The organism is Rhizobium sp. ERR 1071 (assembly GCF_007828675.1).
GTDB classification, from domain to species: Bacteria; Pseudomonadota; Alphaproteobacteria; order Rhizobiales; family Rhizobiaceae; genus Rhizobium; species Rhizobium dioscoreae.
On the sequence record NZ_VITM01000003.1, the window covers coordinates 791392 to 808951 of the forward strand.

The 17560-nt window shown below is 60.6% G+C and carries 21 protein-coding genes and 1 tRNA gene; 12 read left to right on the forward strand and 10 right to left on the reverse strand.

The annotated features are described in order from the left end of the window. Positions 1–19: 19 nt before the first annotated feature. Positions 20–625, forward strand: coding sequence for an HAD-IA family hydrolase (locus FBZ99_RS14005; RefSeq protein ID WP_113329862.1), 606 nt, complete (start codon positions 20–22; stop codon positions 623–625). A gap of 9 nt (positions 626–634) precedes the next feature. Here FBZ99_RS14005 and FBZ99_RS14010 read toward each other — a convergent pair whose 3' ends face one another. Then, a complete protein-coding gene (locus FBZ99_RS14010; protein ID WP_113351419.1) occupies positions 635–1156 on the reverse strand; it encodes a GNAT family N-acetyltransferase in 522 nt (173 codons plus the stop codon). Positions 1157–1173: 17 nt separating this feature from the next. Beyond that, a complete protein-coding gene (locus FBZ99_RS14015; RefSeq protein WP_145633714.1) occupies positions 1174–1746 on the reverse strand; it encodes a helix-turn-helix domain-containing protein in 573 nt (190 codons plus the stop codon). Positions 1747–1917: 171 nt separating this feature from the next. Between FBZ99_RS14015 and lepA the strand changes: the two genes are divergently transcribed. From lepA to FBZ99_RS14030, 3 genes are read left to right on the forward strand one after another with little or no spacing between them, the layout of a single operon-like run. After that, complete coding sequence (gene lepA / locus FBZ99_RS14020; RefSeq protein WP_113329859.1) at positions 1918–3750, forward strand: translation elongation factor 4; 1833 nt, start codon at positions 1918–1920, stop codon at positions 3748–3750. Between the two features lie 59 nt (positions 3751–3809). Next, entirely contained in the window at positions 3810–4040 is a 231-nt protein-coding gene (locus tag FBZ99_RS14025; protein ID WP_112508970.1) for a type II toxin-antitoxin system CcdA family antitoxin, read from the forward strand. Beyond that, the gene (locus FBZ99_RS14030; RefSeq protein WP_113329858.1) at positions 4040–4339 is read left to right on the forward strand and encodes a CcdB family protein; all 300 of its coding nucleotides are present in this window, start codon (positions 4040–4042) and stop codon (positions 4337–4339) included. The genes FBZ99_RS14025 and FBZ99_RS14030 overlap by 1 nt, the downstream gene beginning before the upstream one ends. A gap of 2 nt (positions 4340–4341) precedes the next feature. Here FBZ99_RS14030 and FBZ99_RS14035 read toward each other — a convergent pair whose 3' ends face one another. Next, positions 4342–4797: a GFA family protein gene (locus tag FBZ99_RS14035; RefSeq protein WP_145633717.1), complete on the reverse strand. Its 456-nt coding sequence runs from the start codon at positions 4795–4797 to the stop codon at positions 4342–4344. An 85-nt stretch (positions 4798–4882) separates the two neighbouring features. Then, complete coding sequence (locus FBZ99_RS14040) at positions 4883–5617, reverse strand: type 1 glutamine amidotransferase (RefSeq protein ID WP_145633720.1); 735 nt, start codon at positions 5615–5617, stop codon at positions 4883–4885. Positions 5618–5843: 226 nt separating this feature from the next. On the opposite strand from FBZ99_RS14040, the gene FBZ99_RS14045 reads away from it, so the two are divergent. Further along, positions 5844–6137, forward strand: coding sequence for a SelT/SelW/SelH family protein (locus FBZ99_RS14045; RefSeq protein WP_034514177.1), 294 nt, complete (start codon positions 5844–5846; stop codon positions 6135–6137). 16 nt (positions 6138–6153) lie between these two features. Here FBZ99_RS14045 and FBZ99_RS14050 read toward each other — a convergent pair whose 3' ends face one another. After that, entirely contained in the window at positions 6154–6582 is a 429-nt protein-coding gene (locus FBZ99_RS14050) for a BA14K family protein (protein ID WP_113329855.1), read from the reverse strand. Positions 6583–6771: 189 nt separating this feature from the next. Between FBZ99_RS14050 and FBZ99_RS14055 the strand changes: the two genes are divergently transcribed. The 3 genes from FBZ99_RS14055 (at position 6772) to FBZ99_RS33770 (ending at position 8786) form a co-directional block, all read left to right on the forward strand. Continuing rightward, on the forward strand, positions 6772–8193 hold the full coding sequence (locus tag FBZ99_RS14055) for a phosphomannomutase (RefSeq protein WP_186450312.1): 1422 nt from the start codon (positions 6772–6774) through the stop codon (positions 8191–8193). A 92-nt stretch (positions 8194–8285) separates the two neighbouring features. Beyond that, positions 8286–8370: transfer RNA gene (locus FBZ99_RS14060), tRNA-Leu, on the forward strand. A gap of 287 nt (positions 8371–8657) precedes the next feature. Next, a complete protein-coding gene (locus FBZ99_RS33770) occupies positions 8658–8786 on the forward strand; it encodes a hypothetical protein (protein WP_257714003.1) in 129 nt (42 codons plus the stop codon). Positions 8787–8829: 43 nt separating this feature from the next. Here FBZ99_RS33770 and FBZ99_RS14065 read toward each other — a convergent pair whose 3' ends face one another. Further along, positions 8830–9096, reverse strand: a complete 267-nt coding sequence (locus FBZ99_RS14065) for a DUF982 domain-containing protein (RefSeq protein ID WP_113390827.1) — start codon at positions 9094–9096, stop codon at positions 8830–8832. Between the two features lie 302 nt (positions 9097–9398). On the opposite strand from FBZ99_RS14065, the gene FBZ99_RS14070 reads away from it, so the two are divergent. Further along, a complete protein-coding gene (locus tag FBZ99_RS14070) occupies positions 9399–9581 on the forward strand; it encodes a hypothetical protein (RefSeq protein WP_069611006.1) in 183 nt (60 codons plus the stop codon). A 225-nt stretch (positions 9582–9806) separates the two neighbouring features. Here the strand turns inward: FBZ99_RS14070 and FBZ99_RS14075 are convergent, their stop codons facing one another. Both FBZ99_RS14075 and FBZ99_RS14080 read right to left on the reverse strand, forming a co-directional pair. Beyond that, complete coding sequence (locus FBZ99_RS14075; protein WP_113351427.1) at positions 9807–10583, reverse strand: SDR family oxidoreductase; 777 nt, start codon at positions 10581–10583, stop codon at positions 9807–9809. 105 nt (positions 10584–10688) lie between these two features. Next, positions 10689–11552: a MurR/RpiR family transcriptional regulator gene (locus FBZ99_RS14080; protein ID WP_113329839.1), complete on the reverse strand. Its 864-nt coding sequence runs from the start codon at positions 11550–11552 to the stop codon at positions 10689–10691. Positions 11553–11826: 274 nt separating this feature from the next. Here FBZ99_RS14080 and FBZ99_RS14085 point away from each other — a divergent pair, with 274 nt between their 5' ends. Genes FBZ99_RS14085 through FBZ99_RS14095 form a run of 3 tightly spaced genes read left to right on the forward strand, consistent with a single transcriptional unit; the run spans position 11827 to position 14916 of the window. Beyond that, positions 11827–12312, forward strand: a complete 486-nt coding sequence (locus FBZ99_RS14085) for a hypothetical protein (RefSeq protein ID WP_113390843.1) — start codon at positions 11827–11829, stop codon at positions 12310–12312. An 11-nt stretch (positions 12313–12323) separates the two neighbouring features. After that, entirely contained in the window at positions 12324–13799 is a 1476-nt protein-coding gene (locus FBZ99_RS14090) for a M81 family metallopeptidase (RefSeq protein ID WP_145633726.1), read from the forward strand. 1 nt (position 13800) lies between these two features. After that, a complete protein-coding gene (locus FBZ99_RS14095; RefSeq protein ID WP_246661106.1) occupies positions 13801–14916 on the forward strand; it encodes a D-TA family PLP-dependent enzyme in 1116 nt (371 codons plus the stop codon). A 171-nt stretch (positions 14917–15087) separates the two neighbouring features. Here the strand turns inward: FBZ99_RS14095 and FBZ99_RS14100 are convergent, their stop codons facing one another. After that, complete coding sequence (locus FBZ99_RS14100) at positions 15088–16221, reverse strand: ABC transporter ATP-binding protein (protein WP_145633729.1); 1134 nt, start codon at positions 16219–16221, stop codon at positions 15088–15090. 84 nt (positions 16222–16305) lie between these two features. Continuing rightward, positions 16306–17535: an ABC transporter substrate-binding protein gene (locus FBZ99_RS14105; protein ID WP_113329836.1), complete on the reverse strand. Its 1230-nt coding sequence runs from the start codon at positions 17533–17535 to the stop codon at positions 16306–16308. Between the last annotated feature and the right edge of the window lie 25 nt (positions 17536–17560).

Below are 17560 nucleotides of genomic sequence, written 5' to 3' on the forward strand. Positions count from 1 at the left end.
AGGAATTGGAGGCGGCCGCATGAAACTCCTGATGGTCGATGTCGACGGCGTGTTGGTGCACGGCCGGCCAAGCGACGGATTGCCGCTGTTCACCTATCTGGAGCGCGATCTGGGCTTGCGGCTGGATGTGCTTCAACAGGCGTTCTTCAAAACCTATTGGGTCGATATCGTCACCGGCCGCGATGCGCTGGAGCCGAAGCTTGCAGAAGTTCTCGGCAAAATCGCTCCTCATCTCAGTGCCCGAACGCTGATCGACTACTGGTTCGAGAATGATTCCCGCCTGGACCACGTCCTGCTCGACGATCTCGCCGCCCTGCGGGCCGGGGGAACGAGGATGTTCCTTGCGACCAATCAGGAGCATATGCGCGCCGCCTATCTGATGGGCGAACTCGGGCTCTCCTCTCGCTTCGACGGCATCTTCTATTCCGCCGCCCTCGGCTATCAGAAGCCAGCAGCCGAATTCTTCCGGCTGGCAACCGAACGTGTCGGGATATCCGCAAGCGAGATCGGCTTCATTGATGACGTGGAGGCCAATATCGAGGCCGCACGGCACTTCGGCTGGAAGGCGATGCAATGGACAGCGGGATCGACATTGCAGGATGCCATTGCCGCTTTCTCAGCCTGAATAGCCTTCTCAGGCTGCAATGCGCTTATAGAAAATGGTCGTGTCGCAAAGGCCGCCCTCCGGCCACATCGCATAATCCGGCACGACGCCGACGCGCTGCCAGCCGAGGCGCGGATAGATCGCCTCGGCATCGCTGCCGGTTGCCGTATCGAGCACAAGCAGGGTCTTGCCGATACGGGCTGCCTCGCGCTCAGCCGCCTCCATCAAGAGGCGGGCAAGTCCCTTACCCCGCGCGGATCGGTGCACCAGCAACTTCTTGAGATCGCCGCGATGCGGCTGGTTCGGCATCTGGGCTGCGCCCACCTGCACCGTGCCTACGACCCTGCCCTCGATCACGGCGACAAAAAGCAATGTCCCGCCGCTTTCGACGCTGTCTGCGACGCTCTGCCAATAAGGCAATGCGTCGGCAGGCATATAAGGCTGCATGAAGCCGACGGAAGCGCCGCCATTGACGCAATCGGCAAGCACATCGCAGAGATCCCGCAGGACAGTACGAGCCTCAACGGCGGAGAGAAGACGAATATCGGGCATGAGAAGGTCCTTGGGTGTTATGAACGGCCGCGATCGAGGATGACGCTGTAGCGCGCCGGCACCTCGCCGGGATTGTGGAAGGCGTGGCCATTGCCGACGCCCATGAAGAGGCAATCGCCAGGCATGAGGCGGTGCACGATGTCGCGGTGCGTCACCTCCATTTCGCCCTCGAACAGCCAGACATGCTGGGTCATGCCGGCACTTGCCGAATTCGGCGGGAAGATGACGCGCGCGCCGGCGGGGAAGATGACTTCGACGACATCGACCTTCGAGTCGGTTCCCGGCGGCGAGACGGCGCGTCTGACATAGCCGGTTCCCGGGTCGCGCCAGATCGCCTGCTGATCGCGGCGGGCAAGCGGCGACACCTCCTTATCCTCCTCGGCAAAAAAGGCCGAAAGCGAAAGTCCAAGCGCTGCGCAAAGCCGCGACAGCAGCGAGGCCGTCGGGCTCGCCTCGGCCCGCTCGATGCGCGAGATCATGGCACGGCTGACGGCCGAGGCATTGGCAAGCTCATCCAGCGTCAGGCCGCGGGTGATGCGCAGCTCCTTGATGCGCGCACCGATCGCCAGTTCCAGATCATCATCCGCCATGACTCATGTCTCACGCTTCGTGATTCTACTATATGAGAAATACATGATCGCATGATGGAATCAAGAGCATTGTGACACTCGGCAGCGGCGAGCCAGAAAAGGCTAACATAACGTGAAGATACCAGCCAAAGCCCCGCTTTTCCGCTTTGCGGCGCGGGGCGGCGCTGCTATATGGCGCGCATGAGCACCAATTCCACTACTCCGCTTTCGCATATCCGCAACTTCTCGATCGTGGCCCATATCGACCACGGCAAATCGACGCTGGCCGATCGCCTGATCCAGACGACGGGCGGCCTTGCCGAACGCGAGATGTCCGAGCAGGTGCTTGATAATATGGAGATCGAGCGCGAACGCGGCATCACCATCAAGGCCCAGACCGTGCGCCTGCACTACAAGGCTCAGAACGGCGAAACCTACATCCTCAACCTGATCGACACGCCCGGGCACGTCGACTTCGCCTATGAAGTCTCGCGCTCGCTGTCGGCCTGCGAGGGATCGCTGCTTGTCGTCGACGCCTCTCAGGGTGTGGAAGCGCAGACGCTTGCCAACGTCTATCAGGCGATCGACAACAATCACGAGCTTGTCACCGTCCTCAACAAGATCGACCTGCCGGCAGCCGAACCCGACCGCATCAAGGAACAGATTGAGGAAGTGATCGGCATCGATGCCTCCGACGCCGTGCTGATTTCGGCCAAGACCGGCCTCGGCATTCCCGACGTGCTGGAAGCCATCGTGCACAAGCTGCCGGCGCCAAAGAGCGCAGGCGGCGAGAAGGCACCGCTCAAGGCGCTGCTGGTCGACAGCTGGTACGACACCTATCTCGGCGTCATGGTTCTCGTGCGCATCATCGACGGCACGCTGACCAAGGGCCAGACCATCCGCATGATGGGCACGGACGCGAAGTACCAGATCGAGCGTGTCGGCGTTCTCACGCCGAAGATGGTCGCCGTCGACAGCCTTGGCCCCGGCGAGATCGGCTTCATCACCGCTTCGATCAAGGAAGTGGCCGATACCCGCGTCGGCGATACCATCACCGAAGACAAGCGCCCGACCGCCGAACCGCTGCCGGGCTTCAAGCCGGCGCAGCCTGTCGTGTTCTGCGGCCTCTTCCCGGTCGATGCCGCCGATTTCGAAGATCTGCGCTCGGCCATGGGCAAGCTGCGCCTCAACGACGCCAGCTTCTCCTTTGAAATGGAATCTTCTGCCGCTCTCGGCTTCGGCTTCCGCTGCGGCTTCCTCGGCCTGCTGCACCTGGAAATCATCCAAGAACGCCTGGAGCGCGAATTCAATCTCGACCTGATTGCGACGGCTCCCTCGGTCGTCTATCAGCTCACCATGACCGACGGCACCGAGATCGAGCTGCACAACCCGGCCGATATGCCAGATGTCGTCAAGATTTCCGAATTCCGTGAGCCGTGGATCAAGGCGACGATCCTGACGCCGGACGATTATCTCGGCTCGATCCTGAAACTCTGCCAGGACCGCCGCGGCATCCAGACCGAGCTGACCTATGTCGGCAACCGCGCCATGATCACCTATGACCTGCCGCTTAACGAAGTCGTCTTCGACTTCTACGACCGCCTGAAGTCGATTTCGAAGGGCTATGCCTCCTTCGACTACAGCCTGACAGACTATCGCGAGAGCGACCTCGTCAAAATGTCGATCCTCGTCAATGCCGAGCCGGTGGATGCGCTCTCCATGCTCGTGCACCGCTCGGCGGCTGAAAAGCGCGGCCGCGTCATGTGCGAGAAGCTGAAAGACCTGATCCCGCAGCACATGTTCCAGATCCCGATCCAGGCCGCCATCGGCGGACGCATCATTGCGCGCGAAACGGTGAAGGCGCTGCGCAAGGACGTGACCGCCAAGTGCTACGGCGGCGACGCCACCCGCAAGCGCAAGCTGCTCGACAAGCAGAAGGAAGGCAAGAAGCGCATGCGGCAGTTCGGCAAGGTCGAAATCCCGCAGGAAGCGTTCATTGCCGCGCTGAAGATGGGGGATGAGTGAGGCTCTTCCCAATAACACATTATGCGCATATAGTATGCGCATAATGTGAGGAATGCCTTATGACCCAAGCGACGCGAAAAGCTGCAAATTTGTCTCTCGACGAAGGGCTGGTTTCAGACGCACGCGAGTTGAAAATCAATATCTCACGTGCTGCCGAAGACGGCATAGCGCGCGCCATCAAGGCTGAGCGCGAGCGCCTATGGCTTTTGGAAAATGCCGAAGCAATCGACCAGGCCAATGCCTATGTTGAAAAACATGGCCTGCCCTTTGGAAAATACCGACAGTTCTGATGGCGAGATTTCATGTCTATCGCCTGAAACAAAGTCGAATTCTCGCGTTGGATCTTCAGTCTGATTTGCTGGAAAGACTAAATACGCGAATGGTGGCGCCACTACTCCGCGCAGAGGAGGTGTCTATGCCAATGGCACGGCTCAACCCACAATTTACTCTCGCTGGCGAGCCCTACATCATGGCGACCCAGCTGATGACAGCTATATCGCTTACCGAAATAGGAGAATTGGTTACCGATCTGAGTCCGCACGGCGATCAGATTACCGCCGCGACCGACTTTCTTTTCCAAGGCTTTTGACCTCAGTTTCCTGCCATATATTCCTTCGTCAGGCCCTCATACTCCTCCATCGCCGGCAGTGCGGCATAGCTGTGCTTGGCCGGCGTCGTCACCCAGGGCAGCTTTTCGCTCGTCCAGGTCTCGATGAAGGGCGTGAACCAGCTGGTGTCGTCGAGCATGGTGGCGCGGACATTGACGAACCAGTCGACGCCTTCGAGCTTCGTGAACATCCAGCTCATGCAATGCGGGCAAAAATAGTGATGGATGACATCGCCGTGCAGACCGCCGATGACAGGCTCGCCCTGCGTTACCTCGAAACCCTGCGTGGGGATGGCGGCGCTCAGCGAATAGGGGCCTGCCGTCATGCGCTGGCAGCCGGTGCAGTGGCAGGCCATGGTGAGCATCGGCTTGGCGCTGATCTTCAGCCGCACCTGCCCGCAACGGCAGCTGCCTTCGCTCGGTAATTCCAGCGTGCTCATGATGTCATTTACTCCTATTTCAAAATCGTCGGTGTACGGCATGTCGCCATCGGATTGATCGGACGTGTCCGATCATCAGCCACCCTCAAGCCTCGGCCGCCTCAGGACGCTCCACCTGCACTCTTATGGTTCTCACCCAGGCTCTGGCGATCGCAAGGCCGGCCGTCTCAGCCGCTGCTGCATGCTTGGCCACAAGTTCCGGATACCGCTCGAGCCATCCCGGCTCCTTGCGTTCGATCGTTTCCCTGAATTCGTCGCGCCAGCGCTCGACCACGGCGGCATTGGCTTCGAAGTGAAACTGCGTGCCATAGGTGGCGCGGCCGATGCGGAAGGCTTGGTTCGGCGTGACGCCGTTGGCGGCCAGGCGCGTGGCGCCAGCAGGCAAGGTAAAGGTGTCGCCATGCCATTCGAAGATGGTGAATTCGTCGCCGAGATCGGCGAGCAGCGGGTCCTTCCTTCCCTCGTCGGTCAGGCCGACCGTCTTCCAGCCGAATTCATGGGCGGTGCCGAGCAGATTTTCGGCCTCATAGGCGCGCGCCAGGATCTGGCTGCCGAGGCAGATGCCGAGCACGGCCTTATCCTCGCTTTCGAAGCGGCGCATGAGCCGCGCCAGCTCCGGCAGATAGGGATGGGTGTCGTCGTCGCGGGCGCTCTGCTCGCCACCGAGCACGGCCAGCGCATCCAAGGACGAGGTGTCCTTCGGCAAAGCCTCCCCGCTCCAGGGGCGAAACCAGTCAAGCTCGGCTCCGGCCTCCTCCAGCGCGATACCGAGAGCGCCAAGCGGGGTGTTCTTCATATTCTCGATGATGGCGACGCGCATACCGTTGATTCCCGAGCAATGTGACCACCGGAGATGAGCATGAGGCGGCGGGAGAGGCAAGTGGCCAGAGCGTTTCAACAGTCAACGGAAATGTCGAACCACTCCGGCCGTCTTTCCTTGCGCAATCCCGGACGGAAAACCGCCTGGCACTTTTCCTGGAATTGCTTTGGCTTGCAGCGGACTAAAGTTGAGCCTAGATCTCAGCAAACAACGAAGGATCAGGACGATGAGCGACAAGCCGCGGATCACCATTCTCTACTGCACGCAATGCAACTGGCTGCTTCGCTCCGGCTGGATGGCGCAGGAGCTGCTGCAGACCTTTACCGACAGCCTTGGCGAAGTGGCGCTGATCCCCGGCACCGGCGGGGTCTTCGAAATCCGCATCGACGGCGAGCTGCTTTGGGAACGCAAGCGGGATGGCGGCTTTCCCGGGCCGAAGGAGCTGAAGCAGCGGGTGCGGGATGTCATCGACCCCGAACGCGATCTCGGCCATACCGACCGCGCATCGCTGGAGAGCTAGGCCCGCTGCGCGGGCATCAGTCGAAGGGCGAACGACAGGGCCTGGTACCGTTGTTGATCGTCGTATAGCTGTCGGTGCCGGGATTGTAGGTCCGGTAGCGCTCGGCGCACCAGGTCTGATGTCGCTTGAGCTGCTGGGCCGGCGAGGGATAGACTGTTCTCGGCGGTGGCGTAAAGGTTTCGCGCGGAGGAACCTGGACTCGCGGGCTGCCAAAGCGATTGAGGCCCCCGTTATAGGGCGGCGTGATCGGAAGCGGCTGACCTGGGCGGGTGTAGAACTGCCGCTCGCCGAAACCGAAACAGCCACGGGAATCGCAGATGACCGTATTGGTGCGCGGCGGAGTGATGAGCTTCCGGGAGTCCGAGGCGGCCGTAGCGAAATCCACCTGCGACAGCGAGGCAAGCGCGAGGACGCAGCCAAACGCGATCCTATGAAAAACAGCCATGACATACTCCTGTTCCAGACGCTGCGAACCTATGGCGGGCCGCCGCACCTCTTATCTTAGTTGGGGTCATGACGATGGCAAAACCAGTGCTGCTGCAACCGGAACCTATCGATCCACGATGAGTTGATCGCCGCCACCGCTTGCGCCATAACAGCCCAACCATTGCAAGGGAGATTGCCTGTGAGCAGCTTGAAATTCGGCACCAGCGGCCTTCGCGGCCTATCCGCAGACCTTACCGGACGGGCATCGGCGCTCTACGCGACGGCCTTTGCCCGTCATCTGCTGAAAAACGGCCATGCCAAACCGGGCGACCTCATCCTCGTCGGCCGCGATTTCCGCGAATCGAGCCCGGCGATCTCGGCCACCTGCATCGGCGCGCTGAAGCGGGCCGGCCTGAAGCCGATCGACTGCGGCACATTGCCGACGCCGGCGCTGGCGCTTTACGGCCTGCAGCTGAAGGCCGCCTCGCTGATGATCACCGGCTCGCATATCCCCGCCGACCGCAACGGCATCAAATTCTATCGACCTGATGGCGAAATCGACAAGCGCGACGAAGTGGCGATCAGCGAAGAGGCGTTTGCGATTGGCGATTCAGTGCTCGACGAAACCCCTGCCGAGGCGGAAAACCGCACGGCGGAGACGGAGGCGCTGTTCCTGGAGCGCAACAAGGGCCTGCTGCCTCCAGGCAGCCTCGCCGGCCTCACCATCGGCGTCTATCAGCACAGCACGGTGGCACGTGATCTCTTCGGTCAGGTGCTTACCCATTACGGCGCCCGCGTCGTGCCGCTCGGCCGCTCCGACAGCTTCATTCCGGTCGACACCGAAGCGGTCTCCGCCGAAACCATCCGCCTCATGAAGGCTTGGGCGCCCGAGCACGGCCTGGATGCCATCGTCTCGGCCGATGGCGACGGTGACCGGCCGCTGGTCACGGACGAAACCGGCGAGCCCCTGCGCGGCGATCTGCTTGGCCTCATCGCAGCAAATTTCCTCGGCGCCGATGTTGTGGTGACGCCGGTCACCTCGAATTCCGGCATCGAGGCCGCCGGTTCCTATGCCGTCACCCGCACCCGCGTCGGCTCTCCCTATGTGATCGCCGGCATGGACGAGGCCATCGCGGCCGGCAAGGCCAATGTCATGGGCTTCGAGGCCAATGGTGGCACGTTGACGGCCAGCCGCTTCACCGTCGAGGGAAAACCCTTCGAGCCGCTGCCGACGCGCGACAGCTTTCTGCCGATTCTCGCGACGCTCTATGCCGCCGCCAAGGCACGCAAACCGCTTTCGGCGGTTGCCAGCAGCTACCGCCTGCCCTTTGCCGCCGCCGACCGTCTGGAGAATTTTCCCGTGGAAACCAGTGCCGCGCTGATGGCCTATCTGCGCGCCTCCGACGCCAATCTTTCGGATTTCCTGAAGCCGATCGCGACGGTCGCTTCCAAGAGCGATATCGACGGCCTGCGGGTGACACTTGTGGATAACCGAATCATCCATTTCCGCCCTTCCGGCAACGCGCCGGAAATGCGCTGCTACGTGGAAGCATCGAGCGAAAGCGAGGCAAAGGCCCTGCTGGAACAGGGACTTGGCCTGATCAGCGCATGGGCCGCAGCCCGGGTTTGACCCGGGCTCCACCCGCTTTTTTGACGATTGCCACGAAAACTTCAAAAACCCTGTTGACACCGGACGGCCACCCCCTTACATGCGTGTCCGTCGCCCAGATGGCGGAATTGGTAGACGCGCAGGTTTCAGGTACCTGTGCCGCGAGGCGTGGAGGTTCGAGTCCTCTTCTGGGCACCATTTCCTTTCTTGAGAAACACGGATTTCTCAAAGATTTCAAGATTTAGCGAGCTCTTGCAATGCCGCTTCCGGTTCGCCGGGAGTTCATAAGAACTTGTCTTGAAATCGGCTATCCGGATGAAAGCCGGCCTTTCGGCATCCCTGAATAATCGTCCTTTGAACGGATCCCTGATGCCCGCCGCTGGCAGGCGATGAATGCCTGGTCAACAGCTGCCGCCCAGTGTCTTTAAATCATTGACTATCGAAGAAGAGATCGACCTAATGGGGCAAACCCTGAGGGACGTTTGATGGACCACAAGAGCGACTGGTACGACCTGATTGTTGGCAACGGCAATGTCAACGAAGGACTAGGGAGGATGATAGGGTTCATCCTCGCCGTCATCATAATCCTCAGCCTTATCTTCTGGGCAATCTGAGCGCCTCTCGCCGAGGGAGGCTGTCGCCCCTGTCTTACATCAACTAGTGAAGGCTTCCCGAATCCGGCCTGACGCTAAGTCCGGCCTCACGCACCGCCTCCAGAAAAGCCTTTCGCGACCGCTCGGCGGAAACCTTGCCAAGAACGGCATCGAGGCAAACCAGCACGGCCTCATCCATTGCCGGGCCGCCATTGACCGGCCACTCCTCGCTCATGCAGTTTGCCGCGTCCAGCGCGTTGGTGATGATCGCGAAATGGCCGATGCCATCGAGATCGACTATGACGGGATTGTTCCAATCACCATATTCCATGGCAGCCCTCCTCGCCTTTACGCTACAAGCCCATAACGGGAGCAGCGGCGAGATGTTCCTGGGCTCTGCGCAGGGCGTTAAGATTTTCTTGCGGCGCCTCATCGGATGTGACCGGATACGAGACGCTCTGTATGGAAACCGCGATGGGCAACCACCAGTCAAATATCCCAATCAGGGCAGTGACCGAGATCCGCGCTTCCCGCTGTGTGCAAACCTCCATCCCGTTATGGCGCTACCTCGCGCAACGTTATCTCGTTAACTTTTGCCGAAGGGAGGAAAAGACGAATAAGGGGAACAATAAAATGGACCACGTCTGCAACCTGCTCTGGCTCGCCTTCAGTGTCGCTCTTCTCTTTGCCGCGTTGAACCGGCGGCTCGTCGGTGATTACGTCGCCATGTGGTATCTGCTCGTTATTACCGTGGTGACAGTGATGGCCTGGGCGGGTTTCTTCCCGACCGACATGGCGACGCTGCGCGCAGGCTAGAGCGCTCCGGCGCCACAACCATGCAATTCTGCCTACCTTTGCTCGATAACAGTCAGGCACCAAAAGCCGCCGAAAACCTATCTCGGCAGCCTGAAGCATGAATAAAGGTCCAGCCGGCGCTCCAAAGCGCGTCCATGTCGACCGACCATACTCCCGCGCTCGCGAGACCAGCTGTTTTGGGGATGATAGGGACGGCTGTATTCCATTCCCCTTCGGCGTAGCCCGTCAGTAGTGCTCGGACTGGGAGAAAGTATGGGCGAGCTCCGCCTGCCCCGCCGTCAGGCCGCAATCGACAGGCAGGCAAACGCCAGTGATCGCCGAGGCAAGCGGACTTGCGAGGAAAGAGACGGCATTGGCGACATCGGCCGGATCGACGACGCGCCGCAGCGCATACCAGCGTTTTGCCTCCTCGAAGACATTCGGGTTTGCGGCGGCGCGCGCTTCCCAGGCCTGGGTGCGCACTGTGCCGGGCGCGACCGCATTCGAACGGATGCCGAACTTGCCGTATTCGACCGCGACCAGCCGGGTGAAATGCAGAAGCCCGGCCTTGGCCGCGCTATAGGCCGGATGGCCGAAGACGGCCATACCGTTGACGGAGGCGATATTGATCACCGACCCCTTCGACGCCTTCAGCATGTCCTCGACGGCGCGGAAGCAGAGAAAAGCCGCTTCGAGATTGAGGGCATTGTCGGCACGCCAGATGGCCGGCGTGGTATCATGAAGACTGACGGCGCGAGCGGCACCGGCATTGTTGACGAGCGTCTTCACCCCGCCGAGATCCGATGCGGCCTTTGCCATGGCGGCAACATCGGCATCGCTGGTGATATCCGCCTTGAACGTGACGAAACGCTCCGCCGGGCCGAGTTCTCCAACAGCCTTCTGCATGGCCGCCTCGTCGATATCGACGAGCAGGATGATGTCGTGGTCATCCGCCAGGCGTTTTGCAATGGCACGGCCGATATCGCCGGCAGCCCCCGTGACGATGGCGACGGATTTGCTCATATCATATTCCTTCGATCGATTCCCCGAGCGGCTTGATCCGCCACCCTATGTTGTTGTTTCGGCGGAGCCCAATGTGATGAGCGTCGCCGACTTCGCGAAACTGCTCTAATCTCCAAGAAGCTGACGGTCGTCGCCATCGCGATGGGTGACGAGCTGCTGCTTGATACGGCGCAGCGTCACCGTTGCCTGCGGCTGAATGCGATAGGCGACCAGGCTAGCGAGAATGTCCACCACGGCCAGATAGGCGATGCGGGTCGATGTCGGCCGATAGATATTGTCTCCTTCCGGCAGGTCGACGGGCACCGTAATCTCGGCGGCGCGGGCCACCGGACTTTCACTCTGCGTCAGGGCGATGGTCGGCACCTTGGCTTCGCGTGCCAGCGCAAAAGCGCGCACCAGCTCGGCGTTGCGGCCGGAGAAGGAAGAGCCGATCAGCACGTCCGTCGGCTTGGCGGCGGCAGCCATCATCAGCTGCATGCTGTGGTCGGAGCTCGCGGTAATGCGAAGGCCGAGCCGGAACAGGCGGTTCTGCAGCTCGGTCGCGATCATAGAGGAATTGCCACCGGAGCCGAAGGCATAGATCATCTCCGCACTGGCGAGGCGGTTCGCCGCCCGCTCGATGGCGGCAACATCCAGCCCGCGATGCAGCAGGAAGAGTGCGTTCTGCGCCTTGGTAATAATATCCTGGGCAACGTCGGCCGGTGCGATGCTCTTCGGCTCGGGCTTCAGATAGCGCATGCCGACATAGGCTGTCCGCGCAAGCTGCACCTTGAAATCGGAAAAGCTTTCGCAGCCCAGACGTCGGCAGAAACGCGTCACCGTCGGCGGCGAGACATCCGCCTTGCCCGCAAGCTCGATAATGGAAGCATTGACGGCGAATTCGAAATCATTGAGGACGATGTCGGCGATACGGATTTCCGATTGCGAAAGCCGGCCTCTCTCTTCCTGCATGGTCGTGAAGATATCCATCAGCCCCCCTTCGTCGCTGCTTCACCCACGTTTGACACGTAGTCAGCGACACGATCCATCTCAATCTTCCTGATCCCGCCGGCGCCTGTGGACAGGCGTATGCGCAGAAGCAGCTCGTCATTCGTTCTCGTTTCGCCGGAACCGTGACATGCGATGGCCACCATGCGGTTCCTGCAAATTATTTTCTTGATACGTTGACAAATGACCATAGAAAGCGGAATTTGGCCAGTGAAAATCGCAAATTATGAAAAGAATTTAAATGACGGCGGATGCTATGCGTGATCCTTTCAAGAATCCCTTCCCTGCCAGCGATACCGCCAGGCATTCGATCTGGGAGATGCTCGTCCCGCGCGATATCGATGCTTTTCTTGCCGCCGACTGGTCGATGGTCGCGGGCGATTTCGTCGAAGAGGGCTTTATCGGCATCGATGGCAAGCGCGCGGTCAGCCCGGACAAATGGCGCCTCGCCTTCCCGACGCTGTCCGCCTATCGCGACGAGTGGCTGCGCCAGGCACGCGACTTCGCCACGCAATCCTTCGCCGAAGATCCGCGCACGGCCATCTTCATCACAACGACCCTCGAAGACATCGAGATCGAAGGCGATATGGCACTGGTGCGCAAGAAGTTCGACGGCAGCCTGAAGAAGTCGGATGGCGGCATCGACGTGATGAAGTGGCAGACACTTTATTACTGCCGCCTGCATGAAGGACGCTGGAAGATCTGCGGCTTCACCGGCTATCTGCCGAACCCCATGGAATAGAGGCGACAGCATTGCGCATTTTCACGGCGGCCCTTGCGACCGAGACGAATACCTTCTCTCCTATCTGCGTCGACCGGCGCGCCTTCGAAGCCTCTCTTTATGCGCCGCCGGGCACGCATCCGGAAACGCCGACGCTATGTTCCGCACCGATCACTGTGGGACGCCGTATCGCGGTGGAAAAGGGCTGGGAGGTGATCGAGGGTACCGCCACCTGGGCCGATCCGGCCGGGTTGGTCAATCGCCGTACCTATGAGGAACTGCGCGACGAAATTCTCGAGCAGTTGCGGGCGGCAATGCCTGTCGATGCCGTCGTTCTCGGACTGCACGGCGCCATGGTTGCGGATGGTTACGAGGATACGGAAGGTGATTTCCTATCGCGCGTGCGCGGGATCGTCGGGCCGGATATCCTAGTCTGCGCCGAACTCGATCCGCATAGCCACCTTACGGCGAAGCGCCTCGCGGCCGCTGATTTCTTCGTCTATTTCAAGGAATTCCCGCATACGGATTTCGTCGATCGTGCCGAGGACCTCTGGCGGATCGCAATCGATACGCTAGAAGGCCGCGTGAAGCCGGTCATGTCGGTCTTCGACTGCCGCATGATCGATGTCTTTCCGACGTCGCGCGAGCCGATGCGTTCCTTCGTCGACAAGATTATGGCGATGGAAAAAAGTGACGCCGATATTCTTTCGATTTCGGTCATTCATGGTTTCATGGCCGGCGACGTGCCGGAGATGGGTACGAAGCTGCTCGTCGCTACCGATAATAAGCCGGATAAAGGTTCCGCAATCGCCCGCGATCTCGGCCTGGAACTCTTCTCAAAGCGCGGCACCTTCATCATGCCGCAGATCGACGAGAAGCAGGCGGTAAGCGAGGCCATGGCTGCCGCTTCGGGTCCGGTCGTCATAGCCGATCTCTGGGACAATCCCGGCGGCGGCACGGCAGGCGACGCAACGGTCATCCTGCAGGAATTGCTCGATCGCGGCGCTACCGACACGGCGATCGGCACGATCTGGGACCCGATGGCGGTGCAGATCTGCATGGCGGCCGGCGAAGGTGCCGAAATTCCATTGCGCTTCGGCGCGAAATCGGCGCCGGGCACGGGCAATCCGATCGACGGCCTCGTCAAGATCATCCGCCTTGTCCCCAATGCCGAGATGCGCTTCGGCGAGAGCTTCGCGCCCTTCGGCGATGCTGTGCATATTCAGCTCGATGGCATCGACATCATCCTGAACTCGACGCGCGCGCAGAGCTTCGATCCGAGCCTGTTTTCCGTCATGGGCATCGACCCGACAACGAAGAAAATCCTGGTCATCAAATCGACCAATCATTTCTATGCGTCTTTCTCGAAGATCGCATCGCAGATCCTTTACTGCTCCGCAGGAACGCCTTATCCCAACAATCCGGCGCGCACGCCCTACCGCCGCGCGCGAAAGGATATCTGGCCGATGGTGGCGGACCCCTTTGCAGAAGAACGGAAAGACGCCTGACATGGCTCCGAGTATCGCTCACGACATCGCCTTGGAAATCAGCCCCAAGCCGGGCGACACGATCGACAGCCTCTCCACGCCCCGCCCGATCATCGACGAAGACCGGCTGGCTGCGAATATTGCGCGCGTGCAGTCCTACATGGATGCGCACGGACTGAATTTCCGCCCGCACATTAAGACTCACAAGATTCCGGCCCTCGCACGCGCCCAGGTCGCCGCCGGCGCCAAGGGCATCAACTGCCAGAAGATCACAGAGGCGGAAGTGTTCGCCAATGCAGGTTTCGAAGATATCCTGATCACCTTCAATATTATCGGGGCTGAAAAGCTCGCACGGCTTTCGGCTTTGAACGACCGTATATCCGGCCTCAAGGTCGTGGCCGACAGCACCGTGACGGTTGACGGCCTTTCCGGCTGGTTCGCCGCTCGCAAGCCGCTGACCGTGCTGGTCGAATGCGATACCGGCGGCGCGCGCTGCGGCGTGCAATCGCCAGAGCAGGCGGCCGCTCTCGGCAAGCATATCGCCAGCAAGCCCGGTCTCGTCTTCGGTGGCTTGATGAGCTATCCAAAGCCGAACAACGCCGCCGCGACGCAGGCTTTCCTCGTCGAAGCCATAGCGCTGCTGAAGAATGATGGCATCGAATGCCCGATCGTCAGCAATGGCGGCACCCCAAGCCTTTTTGAGGCCCACCTCGTGACGGCCGCTACCGAGCATCGCGCCGGAACCTACATCTATAATGACCGCTCGATGGTACGTGCGGGCCATTGCCGGGAAGAGGATTGCGCCATGCACATCCTTGCGACCGTCGTTTCCCGACCAACCGAAGACCGCGCCGTCATCGATGCCGGCTCGAAGGCTTTGACTTCCGACCTTCTCGGTTTTGCCGATTACGGTCAGGTGGTCGACTATCCCGATGCCGTCATCAAGGGGCTATCGGAAGAGCATGGTGTCATCGATCTGTCGAACTGCGCAGGCGCTCGTCCTGAGATCGGCGACAAGATCCGCATCATACCGAACCACACCTGCGTCGTTTCCAATCTCTTCGACCAGATGGTGTTCCATCGCGATGGCATTGTGACCCGCGTCGAAGACGTGGCGGCTCGCGGTCTGGTCTGGTAGGGCGATCCCTCACCCGCTCTCGTGGTTCGAGACGGCCCTTTGGGCCTCCTCACCAAGAGGGCTGATTCTCTACGCTGTAGCCAAAGAACGGTAAGCCGTATTGAGGACCAGGTTTACCCCATCCTCACCCTGAGCTTGTCGAAGGGCGAGGATGGCCAGCACCACCTCCCGTCAGGAGGCGGCTCGGTTCAGCAGGTCCATGTCGATTTCGGTCAGTTCCACCCGCCGCTCGAAAGCCTGGCCGTTTTCATCGAAGAGATGGCAATCGCCGAGGCGGATACCAGTCTTCAGGGGTGCGTCCATGCGGATGGCGGCGCTGCCGGGCAGCGTCGCACAGAAATTCTCGTCGATGCCATCAGCCGTGGCATAGGCAACGGTTTGCGCGCCAAGACGCTCCACGACCGTCGGTACGATCGTGAGGGTCAGATCACCATCGCCAAGCTGGACATGCTCCGGCCGGATGCCGAGGGTCAATGCCTTGCCGGCAAAGCCTGGACGCGGCGTGACGGGCAGTACGGCCTTCTGGCCCTTGTAGTCCACCTCCACACCGGCATCGCTGACATTGGTACAAGTGACGGGCAGGAAGTTCATCTTGGGATTGCCGATGAAGCGGGCAACGAAGGTATTTGCCGGCTTGTGATAAAGCTCCAGCGGCGCACCGACCTGCGATATCTCGCCGGCATTCAGGACGACGATCCGGTCGGCCATTGTCATGGCCTCGACCTGATCGTGCGTCACGTAGATCATGGTTGCCTGCAACTGGCGGTGCAGCTTGGCGAGCTCGATGCGCATATCGGCACGCAGAGCTGCATCGAGGTTGGACAGCGGCTCGTCAAAGAGGAAGATCTTCGGCTCGCGCACGATCGCACGGCCGATGGCGACGCGCTGGCGCTGGCCGCCGGACAACTGACCCGGCTTTTCCTGAAGGCGTTTATCGAGGTGCAGGATGCGGGCGGCATTCTCGACCTTGGCCTTGAGCTTGTCCTCCGCCATCTTCTCCACCCGCAGCGGGAAGGCGATGTTTTCGAACACCGACATATGCGGATAGAGAGCATAGGACTGGAAGACCATGGCGATGCCGCGCTTGACGGGCGGCAGATCATTGACGCGCGCGCCATCGATCTTGATGTCGCCGCTGGTCACATCGTCGAGACCTGCGATCATGCGCAGCAAGGTCGACTTGCCACAGCCGGACGGGCCGACGAAGACGATGAACTCACCGTCATTGACGTCGAGCTCGACGCCCTTGATGACCTCAAAATGACCGTAAGATTTTTTGACCTGATTAAGGTGCAGCTTTCCCAAACTCTGTCTCCGCGCGGCGCCGCCATGGGGCGGGCAGGGCTCCAAAGGCCGCGCGCATTGCGCGCGGCCCGGTGACTTGCAGGCTTACTTGTACTGCTCGAGATCGGCAGCGGCCTTCTTCAGCGCATCCGCCGGCTGAGCCTGACCGGTGACGACCGACTGGACCATGGAGATCATCACGTTCTGGAAGCCCTTGTAGTCCTTGAAGAGCGGCTCGGGACCACCATAGGCGATGCCGTCGATGAACGGCTTCCAGGAAGCATCCTTCTTGACGAACTCGTCAACCATCGGAGACGGGCGCAGCGGCGTGAGGCCTGCGCCGCCCTGGAGTTCGTATTCGCCCTGCGGGCCGGGAGACGTGATGAACTTGGCGAATTCGATCGCCTTGTCCTCGACGCCGCTGCCCTTGAAGACGGCAAGGCTGTCGGTGATGAGCAGCGTGCCCTGACCCTTGGCCGAAGGACCGAGCGGCAGCGGTGCCACGCCCCAATTGATCTTTGTTTCCTTCAGACGAGCGGCGGCACCGGAGCCGGCCTGGATCATGCCGACCTTGCCATCGAGGAAGATGGCCCGCATTTCGTTCTGTTCGTAAGCGGTCGGCCCTTCGACCGAGTAGGGCGTGATGTCCTTGTAGGCCTGGAGAGCTGCCAGAACCTCGGGGCTATCGAGAACGATCTTGTCGCCGTCGATGACCTTGCCGTTGTTGGTGTAAACCCAATGCAGGAACTGGTGCATGGTGTTATCGAAGGTCTTGGCCGAAAGGCCATAGCCGGGAATGCCGGTCTTTTCCTTGATCGCCTTGGCGTCGGCGATTTCTTCAGCCCAGGTGGTCGGCGGCTTTTCCGGATCAAGACCTGCCTTCTTGAAGAGATCCTTGTTCCAGTAGAGCGCCTTTGTCGAGAAGGCGATCGGTGTGCCCCACTGCTGCCCATCGAAGGTAACCGTCCCAACGATGCCCGGATAATAAGCCTTCTTCTCTTCGTCCGTCATCGGGATCGGAACGATCAGGTCGTTGTCAGCGAACTGCTTCAGCGTGCGCGAGCCGACATAAGCCATGGCAACCGGCGTGCCGGCTGCGGCGAGCGTGGTTGCCTTGTCCTGGCACTGCTCCCAACCGACGACCTCAGGCTTGACGGCCCAGCCCGGATTCTTGTCTTCCCACTGCTTGATGTACTTCACATGGATCGGATCGATGCTGTCGCCGCAATAGATCCAGCTGATTTCCTTGTCGGCGGCCTGGGCGTTTACGGCGCCAAGCACGGTGGAGCCGAGCAAAGCAAGGGCGAGAAGCCCCGTCTTGAAATGGAATGTCACGTTTAAGCTCCCGTTCTCTCTGGTG